The sequence below is a fragment of the Pseudomonas sp. FBCC-B545 genome (assembly GCF_059134095.1).
In genome coordinates, this window is sequence record NZ_CP101441.1 from 1,097,291 (window position 1) to 1,113,934 (window position 16,644).

17 protein-coding genes are annotated in these 16,644 nt (G+C 59.8%); 16 read left to right on the forward strand and 1 reads right to left on the reverse strand.

Annotation, left to right across the window (positions count from 1 at the left end; genetic code table 11):
* Positions 1–20: 20 nt before the first annotated feature.
* From iscA to NMB39_RS05185, 16 genes are all read left to right on the forward strand, one after another.
* The gene (iscA, locus tag NMB39_RS05110) at positions 21–344 is read left to right on the forward strand and encodes an iron-sulfur cluster assembly protein IscA (RefSeq protein WP_003209680.1); all 324 of its coding nucleotides are present in this window, start codon (positions 21–23) and stop codon (positions 342–344) included.
* Positions 345–352: 8 nt separating this feature from the next.
* Positions 353–874: a co-chaperone HscB gene (hscB, locus tag NMB39_RS05115; RefSeq protein WP_043046817.1), complete on the forward strand. Its 522-nt coding sequence runs from the start codon at positions 353–355 to the stop codon at positions 872–874.
* 51 nt (positions 875–925) lie between these two features.
* Entirely contained in the window at positions 926–2,788 is a 1,863-nt protein-coding gene (hscA, locus tag NMB39_RS05120) for a Fe-S protein assembly chaperone HscA (protein WP_306956397.1), read from the forward strand.
* Positions 2,789–2,791: 3 nt separating this feature from the next.
* The gene (gene fdx, locus NMB39_RS05125) at positions 2,792–3,133 is read left to right on the forward strand and encodes an ISC system 2Fe-2S type ferredoxin (RefSeq protein WP_057013169.1); all 342 of its coding nucleotides are present in this window, start codon (positions 2,792–2,794) and stop codon (positions 3,131–3,133) included.
* Between the two features lie 14 nt (positions 3,134–3,147).
* Complete coding sequence (gene iscX, locus NMB39_RS05130; protein WP_057021707.1) at positions 3,148–3,348, forward strand: Fe-S cluster assembly protein IscX; 201 nt, start codon at positions 3,148–3,150, stop codon at positions 3,346–3,348.
* 92 nt (positions 3,349–3,440) lie between these two features.
* Complete coding sequence (gene ndk, locus NMB39_RS05135) at positions 3,441–3,866, forward strand: nucleoside-diphosphate kinase (RefSeq protein ID WP_003175956.1); 426 nt, start codon at positions 3,441–3,443, stop codon at positions 3,864–3,866.
* A 29-nt stretch (positions 3,867–3,895) separates the two neighbouring features.
* Complete coding sequence (rlmN, locus tag NMB39_RS05140) at positions 3,896–5,044, forward strand: dual-specificity RNA methyltransferase RlmN (RefSeq protein WP_005791178.1); 1,149 nt, start codon at positions 3,896–3,898, stop codon at positions 5,042–5,044.
* A 12-nt stretch (positions 5,045–5,056) separates the two neighbouring features.
* A complete protein-coding gene (pilW, locus tag NMB39_RS05145; protein ID WP_494339562.1) occupies positions 5,057–5,815 on the forward strand; it encodes a type IV pilus biogenesis/stability protein PilW in 759 nt (252 codons plus the stop codon).
* On the forward strand, positions 5,815–6,792 hold the full coding sequence (locus tag NMB39_RS05150) for a RodZ domain-containing protein (RefSeq protein WP_494339561.1): 978 nt from the start codon (positions 5,815–5,817) through the stop codon (positions 6,790–6,792). The genes pilW and NMB39_RS05150 overlap by 1 nt, the downstream gene beginning before the upstream one ends.
* A 2-nt stretch (positions 6,793–6,794) precedes the next feature.
* Positions 6,795–7,904, forward strand: a complete 1,110-nt coding sequence (gene ispG / locus NMB39_RS05155) for a flavodoxin-dependent (E)-4-hydroxy-3-methylbut-2-enyl-diphosphate synthase (RefSeq protein WP_034115889.1) — start codon at positions 6,795–6,797, stop codon at positions 7,902–7,904.
* A 23-nt stretch (positions 7,905–7,927) separates the two neighbouring features.
* Positions 7,928–9,217 carry a histidine--tRNA ligase gene (gene hisS, locus NMB39_RS05160; protein ID WP_044268091.1) on the forward strand — a complete coding sequence of 430 codons (1,290 nt, stop codon included), beginning with the start codon at positions 7,928–7,930 and terminating at the stop codon, positions 9,215–9,217.
* Between the two features lie 41 nt (positions 9,218–9,258).
* Positions 9,259–9,900 (forward strand): YfgM family protein, encoded by a 642-nt coding sequence (locus NMB39_RS05165; protein WP_003194010.1) that lies wholly within the window; start codon positions 9,259–9,261, stop codon positions 9,898–9,900.
* Positions 9,893–11,044, forward strand: a complete 1,152-nt coding sequence (gene bamB / locus NMB39_RS05170) for an outer membrane protein assembly factor BamB (protein ID WP_057013174.1) — start codon at positions 9,893–9,895, stop codon at positions 11,042–11,044. Before NMB39_RS05165 ends, bamB begins: the two co-directional genes overlap by 8 nt.
* Positions 11,045–11,178: 134 nt before the next feature.
* Positions 11,179–12,648 carry a ribosome biogenesis GTPase Der gene (gene der, locus NMB39_RS05175; RefSeq protein WP_046069439.1) on the forward strand — a complete coding sequence of 490 codons (1,470 nt, stop codon included), beginning with the start codon at positions 11,179–11,181 and terminating at the stop codon, positions 12,646–12,648.
* 134 nt (positions 12,649–12,782) lie between these two features.
* Positions 12,783–13,931: a pyridoxal phosphate-dependent aminotransferase gene (locus NMB39_RS05180; protein WP_494339560.1), complete on the forward strand. Its 1,149-nt coding sequence runs from the start codon at positions 12,783–12,785 to the stop codon at positions 13,929–13,931.
* Positions 13,919–14,710: an amidohydrolase gene (locus tag NMB39_RS05185; protein ID WP_057021702.1), complete on the forward strand. Its 792-nt coding sequence runs from the start codon at positions 13,919–13,921 to the stop codon at positions 14,708–14,710. Before NMB39_RS05180 ends, NMB39_RS05185 begins: the two co-directional genes overlap by 13 nt.
* A gap of 164 nt (positions 14,711–14,874) precedes the next feature.
* Here the strand turns inward: NMB39_RS05185 and leuA are convergent, their stop codons facing one another.
* Positions 14,875–16,554: a 2-isopropylmalate synthase gene (gene leuA / locus NMB39_RS05190; RefSeq protein WP_057021701.1), complete on the reverse strand. Its 1,680-nt coding sequence runs from the start codon at positions 16,552–16,554 to the stop codon at positions 14,875–14,877.
* Between the last annotated feature and the right edge of the window lie 90 nt (positions 16,555–16,644).

Sequence of the window (16,644 nt, forward strand, 5' to 3'; positions counted from 1 at the left end):
CGACGAGTAAGGAGTCAACGATGGCTATCAGCATGACAGAAGCGGCTGCGCAGCACATTCGCCGCTCCCTGAATGGGCGCGGTAAAGGTGAGGGGATTCGTCTGGGTGTTCGCACCACAGGCTGTTCCGGCCTTGCCTACGTGCTGGAGTTTGTCGACGAGGTGGTTGAAGAGGACCAGGTGTTCGAAAGTCACGGCGAGAAAGTGATCATCGACCCTAAGAGCCTGACCTACCTGGACGGCACCGAACTCGATTTCGTCAAGGAAGGGTTGAACGAAGGCTTCAAGTTCAACAACCCCAACGTGCGCGGTGAATGTGGCTGCGGCGAAAGCTTCAACATCTGAGGCTACTCGTGGGTACTCCTTGTCATTTCGCTTTATTCGAGCTGCAGCCGAGCTTTCGCCTGGACCTCGATCAGCTTGCCACGCGCTATCGAGAACTGGCGCGTGGCGTGCATCCGGACCGTTTTGCTGACGCTTCCGAGCGTGAACAACGCCAGGCCCTGGAGCAATCGGCCAGCCTCAACGAAGCCTATCAGACGCTCAAAAGCCCTGCGAAACGCGCGCGCTACCTGCTCGCGATGAACGGTGGTGAGTTGCCGTTGGAAGTCACGGTGCACGATCCGGACTTCCTGATGCAGCAGATGCAGTGGCGCGAAGAGCTCGAAGACTTGCAGGACGAAGCCGATGTGGCGGGTGTCGCGGTTTTCAAACGTCGTCTGAAAACTGCCCAGGATGAGCTCAACGAAAGCTTCGCAGCCTGTTGGGATGATGCTGCGCAACGCGAGCAGGCTGAACGCCTGATGCGGCGCATGCAGTTCCTCGACAAGCTCACCTACGAAGTGCGCCAGCTAGAAGAGCGCCTCGACGATTAACCCAGTGCTGCCCGTGATGCACGCCTGATAGACAGATAAGACCTGATTACCATGGCTCTACTGCAAATCGCCGAACCCGGCCAAAGCCCTCAACCGCACCAGCGTCGCCTGGCGGTCGGGATTGACTTGGGCACTACCAATTCCCTGGTCGCCGCCTTGCGCAGCGGCCTGTCCGAGCCGCTGCCCGACACCAATGGCCAGGTGATCCTGCCGTCCGCCGTGCGTTATCACGCTGATCGCACCGAAGTCGGTGAATCGGCCAAGCTGGCCGCGTCCTCGGACCCCCTGAATACTGTGCTGTCGGTCAAGCGCTTGATGGGTCGTGGTCTGTCCGACGTCAAGCAATTGGGCGACCAGCTGCCGTACCGCTTTGTCGGCGGTGAATCCCATATGCCGTTCATTGACACCGTCCAAGGGCCTAAGAGCCCGGTGGAAGTGTCGGCCGATATCCTCAAGGTGCTGCGCCAGCGTGCGGAAACCACCTTGGGCGGCGAACTGGTCGGTGCGGTGATCACCGTTCCCGCGTATTTCGATGACGCGCAGCGCCAAGCTACCAAGGATGCGGCGAAACTCGCCGGCCTGAACGTGCTGCGCCTGCTCAACGAGCCGACTGCGGCCGCTGTAGCCTATGGCTTGGATCAGCATGCTGAGGGCCTGGTTGCTATCTATGACTTGGGCGGCGGCACCTTTGATATTTCAATCCTGCGCCTGACCGGCGGCGTCTTTGAAGTGCTGGCCACCGGTGGCGACAGTGCCCTGGGCGGCGATGACTTTGACCACGCCATTGCAGGCTGGATCATCACCAGCGCCGGTTTGTCTGCCGACTTGGACCCAGGCGCGCAGCGTAATCTGCTGCAAACCGCCTGCGCGGCCAAAGAGGCACTGACTGACGCTGCTTCTGTTGAAGTTTGCTACGGTAGTTGGTCGGCACAGCTGACCCGCGAAGCCTTCGATGCGCTAATCGAACCGATGGTCGCTCGCAGCCTCAGGGCGTGTCGCCGTGCCGTGCGTGATTCCGGTGTCGAGTTGGAAGATGTGGCTGCCGTGGTCATGGTCGGCGGTTCCACCCGCGTACCGCGCGTTCGCGAGGCCGTGGCCGAAGCCTTCGGTCGCCAGCCGCTGACTGAAATCGACCCGGATCAAGTGGTCGCCATCGGTGCTGCGATCCAGGCCGATACCCTGGCCGGCAACAAGCGCGACGGTGGCGAACTGTTACTGCTCGACGTGATCCCGTTGTCCCTGGGGCTGGAAACCATGGGCGGCCTGATGGAGAAGGTGATTCCACGCAACACCACCATCCCTGTCGCCCGCGCCCAGGATTTCACCACCTACAAAGACGGCCAGACGGCCATGATGATTCATGTGCTGCAGGGCGAGCGCGAGCTGATCAGCGATTGCCGCTCTCTGGCGCGCTTTGAATTGCGCGGTATCCCGGCCATGGTCGCGGGCGCAGCGAAGATTCGTGTCACCTTCCAGGTCGACGCCGACGGCCTGCTCAGCGTGGCGGCCCGTGAGCTGGGTTCGGGCGTTGAGGCCAGCATCCAGGTCAAGCCGTCCTACGGCCTGACCGACGGCGAAATCGCCAAGATGCTCAAGGACTCGTTCCAGTACGCCGGCGACGACAAGGTCGCCCGTGTGCTGCGTGAGCAGCAAGTCGATGCCCAGCGCCTGCTCGAAGCGGTTCAGGGGGCCCTGGATGCTGACGGTGAGCGCCTGCTGGACGCCGAGGAACGCATGGTCATCGACCTGCAGATGCAGGAGTTGGCCGAACTGATGAAAGGCAACGATGGTTATGCCATCGAGCAGCAGACCAAGCGCTTGTCGCAGGTCACTGACGCCTTTGCCGCCCGCCGCATGGATCAGACGGTGAAAGCCGCACTGGCGGGGCGCAACCTGAATGAAATCGAGGAATAACTGATGCCGCAGGTCACTTTTCTACCGCACGCCGAGCATTGCCCGGACGGCATGGTCGTGGAGGCTGAGACCGGCAAGTCCCTGCTCGACGTCGCGCATGACAACCATATCGAGATCGAAAGTGCCTGTGGTGGCGTGAATGCCTGCACCACTTGTCACTGCATCATTCGTAAAGGTTTCAATAGCCTCAACGAGGCCGATGACCTTGAAGAAGACTATCTTGATAGGGCGTGGGGCCTGGAGCCAACGTCGCGCCTGAGCTGTCAGGCGAAGGTCGGCACCGAAGATCTCACTGTCGAGATTCCGAAATATTCGCTCAACCATGCGGCCGAAGCGCCGCATTGATTCAAGGAACTGTCATGAGCCTGAAATGGGTTGATGTACAAGAAATCGCTATACAACTTGCCGAAGCTCACCCTGAGGTCAATCCTCTTACCGTGAACTTCGTCAAGCTGCGCAACCTCGTAATGGAACTGCCGGATTTTGACGACGTCCCGGATCGGGGTGGCGAAAAGGTCCTGGAGGCGATTCAAGGCCTGTGGATCGAAGAAGCAGACTGAGCCGCCTTTTTACGCAGTTAGGCAATACCCAATAACCCGCGTATAATTCGCGGGTTTAATTTTTCGTAAATTACCGTTTCTGGAGTTACACCATGGCTGTTCAACGTACTTTCTCCATCATCAAGCCTGACGCTGTTGCAAAAAACGTCATCGGCGAGATCACCACTCGTTTCGAAAAAGCCGGCCTGAAGGTTGTAGCTTCGAAACTCAAGCAACTGTCCAAGGCTGAAGCTGAAGGCTTCTACGCTGAGCACAGCGCTCGTGGCTTCTTCGGCGACCTGGTTGCCTTCATGATCTCCGGTCCTGTTGTTGTCCAGGTACTGGAAGGCGAAAACGCTATCGCTCTGAACCGTGAGCTGATGGGCGCTACCAACCCTAAAGAAGCCGCTGCCGGCACCATCCGTGCTGACTTCGCTGAATCCATCGACGCCAACGCTGTTCACGGTTCGGACTCCGAAGCCGCTGCTGCTCGCGAAATCTCGTACTTTTTCGCTGCTACTGAAGTAACCGCTCGCTAAGCATCGGCTTAAAGAGTGAGGGTGAATCCATGACTACATCGACTGTTAAAACCAACCTGCTGGGTCTGACTCAGCCGGAAATGGAGAAATTCTTCGACTCAATCGGGGAGAAGCGTTTCCGTGCCGGTCAGGTAATGAAGTGGATTCACCACTTTGGCGTCGACGATTTCGACGCCATGACGAACGTCAGCAAGGCCCTGCGCGACAAGCTCAAGGCCATTGCCGAAGTGCGTGGTCCCGAGGTTGTCAGCGAGGACATTTCCAGCGACGGCACCCGTAAATGGGTGGTGCGCGTGGCGTCCGGCAGCTGCGTCGAGACCGTGTACATCCCCCAGGGCAAACGCGGCACATTGTGCGTTTCGTCCCAGGCAGGCTGTGCCCTGGATTGCAGTTTTTGCTCCACCGGCAAGCAAGGCTTCAATAGCAACCTCACCGCCGCCGAAGTCATCGGCCAGGTGTGGATTGCCAACAAATCCTTTGGTAGCGTCCCGGCAACCGTCGACCGTGCCATCACCAACGTGGTGATGATGGGCATGGGTGAGCCGCTGCTGAACTTCGACAACGTGATTGCGGCCATGCACCTGATGATGGACGACCTGGGCTACGGCATCTCCAAGCGCCGCGTGACCCTGTCGACCTCCGGTGTGGTCCCGATGATCGATGAGCTGGCCAAGCACATCGACGTCTCCCTGGCGTTGTCGCTGCATGCACCCAATGACGCATTGCGTAACCAATTGGTGCCGATCAACAAGAAGTATCCGCTTAAGATGTTGCTCGAATCTTGCCAGCGCTATATGGCGACCCTGGGCGAGAAGCGCGTGTTGACCATCGAGTACACCATGCTCAAGGACATCAACGACAAGGTCGAGCACGCGGTCGAGATGATCGAACTGCTCAAGAATACCCCGTGCAAGATCAACCTGATTCCGTTCAACCCGTTTCCACATTCTGGCTACGAGCGGCCGAGCAACAACGCTATCCGTCGTTTCCAGGATCAACTGCACCAGGCCGGCTACAACGTCACCGTGCGCACCACCCGTGGTGAAGACATCGACGCCGCCTGTGGTCAATTGGTAGGGCAGGTGATGGATCGCACCCGCCGCAGCGAACGTTATATCGCCGTGCGCGAACTTAACGCCGCTGAAGATTTGCCGCAAATTGCTGTGAATCGAATCTGAGAGAGGACCTCTATGCCCTTGCGCCTTGCGCTGCTTTTACTGGTTACCGGCCTTGTGGCCGGTTGCGTTTCATCGGGCCATGTCAGCCCTTTGCAAACGGATAAAGGCCGTGATGAGGCGCGAGTTGCCTATGTGCAGCTGGGCTTGGGGTACCTGCGCCAAGGCATGAGCGAGCAGGCCAAGGTGCCGTTGAAAAAGGCCCTTGAGCTGGACAACGATGATGCCGACGCCAATGCCGCACTGGCCCAGGTATTCCAGGCCCAGGCCGAGCCTGAACTGGCCGACCGCTATTTCCACAAGGCCCTGGCTTCACGCCCTGCCGACCCACGGCTGCTGAACAACTACGGCAGTTTCCTGTTCGAGCAGAAGCGTTATGACCTGGCGTCGCGTTATTTCCAGCAGGCTGCCGTCGATACCCTTTACCCGGAGCGTTCGCGGGTGTTCGAGAACCTCGGGGTGACCTCGATGCATCTCGGCCAGCGTGAAAATGCACGCCAGCACCTTGAAAAAGCCTTGCACCTGAACAGCCGCCAGCCACGGGCATTGCTCGAAATGGCTGAGTTGTCGTACGAAGACAGGCATTATGTGCCGGCACGAGACTATTACGAGCGTTTTAGCCTGCTCAGCGGGCAAAATGCACGTAGTCTATTGCTCGGTGTGCGCCTGGCGACGGTTCATGAAGAACACGACACGGCCGCACGTTTTGGCCAGCAACTCGAACGACTCTATCCCGGTACGCCGGAATATCAGCAATACCTGTCGGAGCAATGATGAAAGCCGCGCACCCGGAAGATGTAGCAGCTAATCGCGTAAACCCAGGCGAAACCTTGCGTCAGGCCCGCGAAAGCAATGGTTGGACGCTGGCGGAAGTGGCCCTCAAGCTCAATTTGACCAGCACGTCCCTGGCCAACCTGGAAGCCGGCGCGTTCGACAAGCTGCCCGGGCATACGTTTGCCCGCGGCTATATCCGCGCCTATGCCAAATTGCTGGGGATCGACCAGACCGTGCTGGTGCAGGAATTCGACCTGTTCACCGGTACCGACTCCCAGGGCAGTAACGTCCATGGCCTGGGGCGCATCGAAGAACCAACTCGGGTTTCCCATACGATTTTGCGAATTGTCAGCCTGTTACTGCTGATTGCCGTGATTGGCGGCGGTTTCGTCTGGTGGCAAGACCAGGCTTCCCAACGCAGCAAAGACCTGACCAGCAACGCCATGGAGCACGTCGAAGTCGAAAGCGCCGACGGCACTACCCAGATTCATCCGCTGGATGAGCCGGAAGACCAGGCCGTTGCAGAAGGGCAAACCACGCCGCAAGCGCCGGCCACGGCTGAACAGCCTGTGCCAGAAGCCGCCACGGCGCCGGCTGCGACGCCTGCGGTACCGGCTCCAGCGACTCCGACAGCGCCTGTGGCCCAGGTCCCGGCCGCACCGACACCTGCCCCCGCGCCAGCCGCACCGACAGCGCCGGCGATGTCGCCTCCCACCACCCCAGCGTTGATCGCCGGTGATGGGCGCGTACAGATTACCTTCATCGCTGACTGCTGGACGCAGGTCACCGATGGCAACGGCAAAGTGCTGTTCAGCGGTTTGAAGCGTAAGGGAGATACGCTGGACCAGGGCGGCAAGCCTCCTTTGACGCTGCGTCTGGGCTTTGCCCGTGGCGCGCAAGTGGCCTACAACGGCCAGCCTGTAGACGTGGCGCCGTTCACCAGTGGCGAGACTGCTCGCCTCAAGTTGGGACAATAGTCATGCACGGCGAATCTCCAATCAAACGTCGCGTATCGCGCAAGATCTGGGTCGGCTCTGTGCCGGTGGGCGGCGATGCCCCCATTGCAGTTCAAAGCATGACCAACAGCGACACCAACGATGTGGCAGCTACCGTGGCCCAGATCAACCGTCTGGAAGCGGCCGGTGTGGACATCGTGCGGGTTTCCGTACCGGATATGGATGCCGCCGAGGCTTTCGGCCGTATCAAGCAGCTGGTCAAGGTGCCGTTGGTTGCCGACATTCACTTCGATTACAAGATCGCGTTGCGCGTCGCCGAGTTGGGCGTGGATTGCTTGCGTATCAACCCGGGCAATATCGGTCGCGAAGACCGTGTGCGCGCCGTGGTGGATGCTGCCCGTGATCGTGGTATCCCGATCCGCATCGGTGTCAACGCCGGCTCCCTGGAAAAAGACCTGCAGAAAAAATACGGCGAGCCGACGCCGGCGGCCCTGGTCGAGTCGGCACTGCGCCACGTTGAGCACCTCGAACGCCTGAATTTCCAGGACTTCAAGGTCAGCGTAAAGGCCTCCGACGTGTTCATGGCGGTAGAAGCCTACCGCCTGCTGGCCAAGGAAATCGTGCAGCCGTTGCACCTGGGTATCACCGAAGCGGGCGGTTTGCGCTCAGGCACAGTGAAATCTGCCGTGGGTCTCGGTATGCTGCTCGCCGAAGGGATTGGCGATACTATCCGCATCTCCCTGGCGGCAGACCCCGTAGAGGAAGTGAAGGTCGGTTACGACATTCTCAAGTCCCTGCGCTTGCGTTCCCGTGGTATCAACTTCATTGCCTGCCCGAGCTGCTCGCGGCAGAACTTCGACGTGGTGAAAACCATGAACGATCTGGAGTTGCGCCTCGAAGACCTGCTGGTGCCGCTGGATGTCGCAGTGATCGGTTGTGTGGTCAACGGGCCGGGCGAAGCCAAGGAAGCCCATGTGGGCCTGACTGGCGGTACGCCGAACCTGATTTACATCGACGGCAAGCCGTCGCAGAAACTGACGAATGACAATCTGGTGGATCAGCTGGAAAAGCTGATCCGCGAGAAAGCGGCCGAGAAGGTCGCCGCTGACGCAGCGCTGATCGCTCGCGGCTGATCGAACGAATTTAAGGATTTGATGTGAGCAAGTCTCTGCAAGCCATTCGTGGCATGAACGACATCCTGCCGGAGCAGACGCCACTGTGGCGCTACTTCGAGAGCACGGTCGCGCGCCTGTTGGATAACTACGGTTACAAGCAGATCCGCATGCCGATCGTCGAGTTCACCGAGCTGTTCAAGCGCTCCATCGGTGAAGTGACCGACATCGTCGAAAAAGAGATGTACACCTTCGAAGACCGCAACGGCGACTCCCTGACCCTGCGTCCGGAAGGCACTGCTGCGTGCGTGCGCGCCGTACTTGAGCATGGCATCACCGGCGGTGGCCAGACCCAGAAGCTCTGGTACATCGGCCCGATGTTTCGCCACGAGCGCCCGCAGAAAGGTCGCTATCGACAGTTCCACCAGATCGGTTGTGAAGTCTTCAACCTTGACGGTCCGGACATCGATGCCGAGCTGATCGTACTGACCTGGCGCCTGTGGGGCCAGTTGGGCATCCGCGATGCGGTCAAGCTCGAACTCAACAGCCTGGGCACCAGCGAGTCCCGGGGCCGCTATCGCGAAGCCCTGGTCGAGTACCTGTCCGCGCACTTGGACAAATTGGACGAAGACAGCCAGCGCCGTCTGAAGACCAACCCGTTGCGCGTGCTGGACACCAAGAACGCCGACACCCAGGCCGTGCTGGTCGATGCGCCAAAGATGGCCGACTACCTGGACGACGAATCCCGCGTGCACTTCGAGGGCCTTAAGGCTCGCCTGGATGCTGCGGGTATTCCCTACGTGATCAACCCGAAGCTGGTGCGCGGCCTCGATTACTACAGCAAGACTGTGTTCGAGTGGGTCACCGACAAACTTGGCGCCCAGGGTACCGTGTGTGCCGGTGGTCGCTATGACGGCCTGGTCGAGCAAATGGGCGGCAAGCCGACCACCGGTGTAGGCTTTGCCATGGGCATCGAGCGGCTGATCCTGCTGCTTGAGACCCTCGAGCAGGTCCCCGAAGAGATTTCCCGTCAGGTGGATGTGTACCTGTGCGCCTTTGGCGAGGCCGCCGAACTGGCTGCCCTGGCCTTGAGCGAAAAAGTGCGCGACCAACTGCCGAACCTGCGGCTGCAGATCAATGCCGGCGCCGGTAGCTTCAAGAGCCAGTTCAAGAAGGCCGACAAGAGCGGTGCGCTGTATGCACTGATCCTCGGCGATGACGAGTTGGCCCAGCAGGTGATAGGTTTCAAACCCCTGCGTGGCCAGGGCGAACAACAGAACATTGCCTTTGATGCGCTCGCTGCGCACTTGGCCACCTGCGTCGTGCAGGGTTGAAGCTGTCGAACAGCCGAATTTAGCGATTAAGGAGTATTGGGGTGTCGAGTACTGATGATGAGCAACTGGCCGAGTTCAAGGACTGGTGGCAGCGTAACGGCAAGCCCCTGGTCACTGGCGGCCTGCTGGCGTTAGTGGTGGTGTTCGGCTGGCAAGCCTGGACCAAGTATCAGGCCAACCAGTCCCAGGGCGCCTCAATCGTTTATCAGCAATTGCTGGAAACTACCCTGACGCCGGACGGCAAGCCTGACCCCGCGCAGGTTGCAGACCTGGCCGGCAAGCTGAAGAACGAATTCGGCGGCAGCACTTACGCCCAGTACGGTAGCCTGTTCGTCGCGAAAGTCGCGGTCGACACCGGCAAGCTGGATGACGCCGCCACCGAACTGAAGGCCATCGCCGACAAGCCGACCAACCCGACCCTGGGTGAAATCGCACGTCAGCGCCTGGCACAGGTATTGGCGGCACAGAACAAGGCTGACGAAGCACTCAAACTGCTCGACGGCGATGCTGACAAGGCATTCGTGGCCACTCGCGAAGAGCTCAAGGGCGACCTGTTGGTCCAATTGGGTCGTACCGACGAAGCCCATGCTGCGTACCAAAAAGCCAAGGCGGCGCTGTCTGATGAAGCGGCGGTCGGTGGCTTACAAATCAAGCTCGACGACTTGGCCAAAGGGGATGCGTGACGTGATCCGTTGGAAACATGCAGCATTGCTGGCTCTGGCCGTTTTGGCCGCGGGTTGCAGCAGCAACAGCAAAAAAGAACTGCCGCCTGCCGAGCTGACCAGCTTCAAGGAAGAAGTGGTCCTGCAAAAGCAATGGAGCCGCTCCGTCGGTGATGGTCAGGGCGACCTCTACAACCTGTTGCAGCCGGCTATTGACGGCGACAACATCGTCGCCACCGACTCCACCGGCGTCGTCATTGCCATGGATCGCATGAATGGCGATGTGAAGTGGAAAAAAGACCTCGAACTGCCGGTTTCCGGTGGTGTGGGCGTCGGCTACGGCATGGTTCTGATCGGCACGCTCAAAGGTGATGTGGTCGCACTCGACTCCAGCACCGGCGAAGAGAAATGGCGCGCTCGCGTGACCAGTGAAGTGCTCTCGGCACCTGCGACCAACGGCGATATCGTCGTGGTACAAACCCAGGATGATCGCGTGATCGGCCTGGAGGCCTCCACCGGCGACCAGCGTTGGTTGTACGACAGCACTCCGGCGGTGTTGACCCTGCGCGGTACCAGTGGTCCGATTGTGACCAACAACCTCGCCGTTGCCGGCCTGTCGACCGGTAAAGTGGTCGCCCTGAATACCCAGAACGGCGTGCCGGCCTGGGAAACCCGTGTGGCTATCCCACAAGGTCGTTCCGAGCTGGATCGCGTCGTGGACATCGACGGTGGCTTGCTGCTGTCGGGTGAAACCCTTTACGTCGCCACCTATCAGGGCCGTGTTGCCGCGCTGGACCTGCAAAGCGGTCGCGTCAACTGGCAGCGTGATGCTTCCAGCTATGCGGGTGTCGCCCAAGGGTTTGGCAGCGTCTATGTGAGCCTGGCCTCCGGTACGGTTGAAAGCGTCGATGAGCGTTCCACCACCGCACTGTGGAGCAACGACTCACTGGCTCGCCGTCAACTGTCGGCTCCGGAAGTTTTCTCCAGCTACGTAGCGGTAGGTGACTTCGAAGGTTACCTGCACCTGCTGAGCCAGGTGGACGGTCGCTTTGTGGGTCGCCAGCGTATTGACAGCGACGGCCTGCGTGCACGCCCGCTGGTGGTAGGTAACATGCTTTATGTGTATGGCAACGGCGGCACGCTGGAAGCCCTGACCATCAAGTAAGAACTATGCTTGGGGTAACACCCAGGCGGCCCTGCTTCGGCGGGGCATGCGGCATCTGACGATGCTGCCCCGAGCACCAGCCGCTGCCCTGCAGCGGCTTTTGTATTTTCTGAAATAACGAAGTGGAGAGCCGCATGGTTCCCGTAATCGCCCTGGTGGGCCGACCTAACGTCGGCAAGTCCACCTTGTTCAACCGCCTGACCAGGACTCGCGACGCCATCGTCGGCGACTTGTCCGGTCTGACCCGTGATCGCCAATACGGTGAGGCAAAGTGGCAAGGGCGCTCCTACATTATTGTCGACACCGGTGGTATCTCCGGTGACGAGCATGGCATGGACGAAAAGATGGCCGAGCAGTCGCTGCTGGCTATTGAAGAAGCCGATGTCGTGCTGTTCCTGGTGGACGCCCGCGCCGGCTACACCGCTGCCGACCAGATGATTGGCGAGCACCTGCGCAAGCGTAACAAGCGTTCCTATCTGGTCGCCAACAAGATCGACAACATCGATCCTGAGGCGGCCCGTGCCGAATTCAGCCCGATGGGCCTGGGAGACGCGATCCCGGTCGCCGGTGCCCACGGTCGCGGCATCACCCAGATGCTGGAAATCGCCCTGCGCGATTTCCCCAAGGATGACGTCGAGGAAGAAGAGGGTGATGAAGAGATCGTTGCCGAAGGCGAGGAAGCCAAGCGCATTCCTGGCCCGAGCGAAAAAGACGGTATCAAGATCGCCATCATTGGTCGCCCGAACGTCGGCAAGTCGACGCTGGTCAACCGCATGCTCGGTGAAGACCGCGTTATCGTCTACGACCAGCCCGGCACCACTCGCGACAGTATCTACATCCCGTTCGAGCGTAACGACGAGAAGTACACGCTGATCGACACCGCGGGTGTGCGCAAGCGCGGCAAGATCCACGAAGAAGTTGAAAAGTTCTCCGTGGTCAAAACCCTGCAGGCAATCAAAGACGCCAACGTGGTGATCTTCGTGATGGACGCCCGCGAGGGCGTGGTAGACCACGATCTCAACCTGCTGGGCTTTGCCCTGGAAGCCGGTCGGGCCCTGGTGATCGCGATCAACAAGTGGGACGGCATGACGCCGAGCGAGCGCGATTTCGTCAAGATTGAGCTGCAGCGTCGGTTGTTCTTCGTTGAGTTTGCCGATATCCACTTTATCTCGGCACTGCACGGTACCGGCGTAGGCAACCTCTACGCCTCCGTACAGAACTCGTTCAAGTCTGCGGTTACCCGCTGGCCGACCAACCGCCTGACCCAGATCCTCGAAGACGCCGTGGGCGAGCACGCCCCGCCGATGGTCAACAACCGCCGGATCAAACTGCGTTACGCCCACCTGGGTGGTGCCAACCCGCCGATTATCGTGATCCATGGTAATCAGATCGAGAAGGTGCCCAAGTCCTACGTGCGTTACCTGGAAAACACTTACCGCCGAGTCTTGAAACTGGTCGGTACGCCGATCCGCATCGAGTTCAAGGGTGGCGAGAACCCATACGAAGGCAACAAGAACACACTGACCGACCGTCAGGTGAACAAGAAGCGTCGTTTGATGACTCACCACAAGAAGGCCGACAAGAAGCGTCGCGACAAGAAATAGCAGGCGCTTTAAGTTGTGAGCGACAAGCTGCAAGAGAGGGCTCCTTTGGAGCCCTTTTTTATGCGCGACCGTTTGTGCCTTGACCCGATGCAATTGGCAGCTTAAAACTTGGGGCTCACCTGCAGGGGCCTTCGATGATCACCAGCAAGCTGCCGAACGTCGGCACGACCATTTTCACCACCATGTCGCAACTCGCTGCTGAAACCGGCGCGCTCAACCTGTCCCAGGGTTTCCCGGATTTCAATGGCCCGCAAGGTTTGCTCGACGCAGTGGGCAAGCATATCGCTCTGGGTCACAACCAATACGCGCCCATGACCGGCTTGCCCGTGTTGCGGCAGCAGGTGGCCGCCAAGGTTGCTCGCAGTTATAGCGCCATAGTCAATGCCGACAGCGAGGTGACCATCACCCCTGGCGCCACTGAGGCGATCTTCTGTGCGATCCAGGCGGTGATTCGCAATGGCGATGAAGTCATCGTGTTCGACCCCAGCTACGACAGCTATGAGCCCTCGGTGGAGCTGGCCGGTGGTCGTTGCGTGCACGTGCAACTGAGCCTGGACGGTTTTGCCCTCGACTTCGAGAAGATCAAGGCGGCGCTGTCACCGCGCACCCGCATGATCATCATCAACTCGCCCCTTAACCCGACTGGCGCACTGATCAGCCGTGCCGAGCTGGACCAGTTGGCCGAACTGATCCGCGACCGCGATATCTACCTGGTCAGCGATGAGGTCTACGAACATCTGGTGTTCGACGGTGTGCCCCACATCAGTGTTCTTGCCCACGAAGAGCTGTATCAGCGCGCTTTCGTGGTCAGCTCCTTCGGCAAGACCTATCACGTAACCGGCTGGAAAACCGGCTACGTGGTCGCTCCCCCGGCCCTCAGCGCCGAGCTGCGCAAGGTGCATCAATATGTCAACTTCTGCGGCGTGACCCCTTTGCAGTACGCTTTGGCAGACTTCATGGCCGAGCACCCGGAGCACGTTGAAGAACTGCCGGCGTTTTACCAAGCCAAGCGTGACTTGTTCTGCGACCTGCTGGCGCCGTCGCGCTTCAGCTTTACCCGGGTGGCCGGCACTTACTTCCAACTGGTGGATTACTCAAAGATTCGGCCGGACCTGGATGACGTTGCCATGTCGCTGTGGATGACCCGCGAACACGGCGTGGCAACCATTCCGGTCTCGGTGTTCTACCAGCACCCACCCCAAGGCCAGCGCCTGGTGCGCTTGTGCTTTGCCAAACGCGAGGAGACGCTGCAACAGGCGGCGGAAAAACTATGCGTGATCTGAGTGCACTACCGAACCTCAATATCGCCCTGATCCAGACCACCCTGGTATGGCATGACCGCCAGGCCAACCTCGAGCATTTTCAACTGCTGCTTGAGCAGGCCATCGGCGCCGATTTGATCGTGCTGCCGGAAATGTTCACCACCGGTTTCTCCATGGAGTCGGCCACTCTGGCCGAGCCGGAAAACGGCCCGACCCATCAATGGCTCCAGGCCCAGGCGGCCAAGTACAACGCGGTGATCACCGGTAGCGTGATTATCCAGGCCGCTGATGGCAGCCATCGCAACCGCTTGCTGTGGGCCAGGCCGGATGGCGAGGTGCTGCATTACGACAAGCGCCACCTGTTCCGCATGGCCGGTGAACACGATCACTACACCCCCGGCGAGCGTCAGGTGCAGTTTGAGTTGAAGGGCTGGCGTATTCGTCCGCTGATCTGCTACGACCTGCGCTTCCCGGTATGGAGTCGGGATGCCCAGGACACCGACCTGCTGCTGTACACCGCCAATTGGCCCGGTGCGCGGCGTCAGCATTGGAACCGCTTGCTGCCGGCGCGGGCGATTGAAAACCTGTGTTACGTGGCGGCAGTGAACCGGGTCGGGACGGATGGCAAGGGCTTTGCGTATACGGGGGATAGCCAGGTACTGGATTTCCAGGGCGAGACCTTGCTGAGTGCAGGCGAGGCGGACGGAGTGTTTCAGGTGTGCCTGGAGGCGGCTGAGTTGGCAGCGTATCGCACCAAATTCCCAGCGAATCTGGATGCCGATAGTTTTCAGTTTGTCTGACAGGCCGCCATCGGGGGCAAGTCCCCTCTCACTTTTTGACTTGTGAATACCTTCAAATGTGGGAGGGGGCTTGCCCCCGATGAGGCCATCAGCAGCACCACCATAGCCCAAGTAAAAAGGCCCTTGGATTCTCACCCAGGGGCCTTTTGCATTGCGCCGATAACTTACGCCGCCTTCGCTTCCTGCTGGCTCAACGAGCGGTTCAGCGCACTGAACAGCGCCTTGAAGCTGGCTGTAGTGATGTTCTCATCGATACCCACGCCATGCACCGGACGCTCGCCGTTCACACGCAGTTCAATGTAGGCTGCCGCCTTGGCGTTGGTGCCCGCGCCGATTGCATGCTCGTTGTAGTCCATGATCTCCACGCCAATCGGCAGGCCAGCCACCAAGGCTTCCAGCGCACCGTTGCCTTTGCCTTTCCAGTGCAGGTTGGTTTCGCCCTGGCCCTTGCCGGAGACTTCCACCTCGACAAAGCTGTTGCCGTTTTCTTCCTGCAAACGATGGCTGACCAGCGCGTACGGGGTGTTGGCTTGCAAGTATTCGCGCTGCAGGAGGGCGTAGATCTGCGGTGCGGTCATTTCCAGGCCAACGCGGTCGGTCTCGGCCTGTACCACCTGGCTGAATTCGATCTGCATGCGGCGCGGCAAGCTGATGTCGTATTCCTGCTCCAGCAGGTAGGCGATGCCGCCTTTGCCCGACTGGCTGTTCACGCGGATCACGGCTTCGTAGCTGCGGCCAATGTCGGCCGGGTCGATCGGCAGGTACGGTACTTCCCACAGCGCGTCGTCTTTCTGCTGGGCGAAGCCCTTGCGGATCGCGTCCTGGTGGGAGCCGGAGAACGCGGTGTGGACCAGGTCGCCCACATACGGGTGACGTGGGTGCACCTGGATCTGGTTGCACTCTTCGACGACCTTGCGCACGCCGTCGATATCGGAGAAGTCCAGTTCGGGGTTAACCCCTTGTGTGTAGAGGTTCAGCGCCACGGTCACCAGGTCGACATTGCCGGTACGCTCGCCGTTGCCGAACAGGCAGCCTTCGACGCGGTCGGCGCCAGCCATCAGGCCCAGCTCGGTGGCGGCTACGCCAGTGCCACGGTCATTATGGGTGTGCAGGCTGATGATCACGCTATCGCGACGGTTGATATGGCGACCGAACCATTCGATCTGGTCGGCATAGATGTTCGGCGTGGCGCATTCAACCGTGGCCGGCAGGTTGAGGATCATCTTGTGCTCGGGCGTCGGGTTCCACACTTCGATCACTGCGTCGCAGACTTCCTTGGCGAACTCGAGTTCGGTCGCGCTGAAGGTCTCCGGGGAGTATTCGAAGGTCCACTGGGTTTCCGGCTGCTGGGCAGCATATTTGACAAACAGCTTGGCTGCGTTGACCGCGATGGCCTTGATGCCGTCCTTGTCCTGGTTGAACACAATGCGGCGAAACGACGGTGACGTAGCGTTGTACAAGTGCACGATGGCCTTCTTGGCACCGCGCAGGGATTCGAAGGTGCGTGCGATCAAGTCTTCACGGCCCTGGGTCAGCACCTGGATGGTGGTGTCCTCGGGGATATGGTTGTCTTCGATCAGGGTGCGCACGAAATCAAAGTCGGTTTGCGATGCGGCCGGGAACGACGCTTCGATTTCCTTCACGCCGACGGCAACCAGGGTCTTCCAGAAACGCAGTTTTTTCGCAGCATCCATCGGCTCGATCAACGACTGGTTACCATCACGCAGGTCGGAGCTGCACCAGATCGGCGCGGCGGTGATGGTCTTGGATGGCCAGGTGCGGTCCGGAATATCGATAGTCGGGAACGCGCGGTACTTGGAAGACGGGTCTTTAAGCATGCTCATCGGGAAATCCTTTGTGTAGGGGCCGAGAAGAGGCGGCCTGCCATGGAGCTGTTATTGGGGATGGAGCGAAGGACGAGGCAGATCGATTCA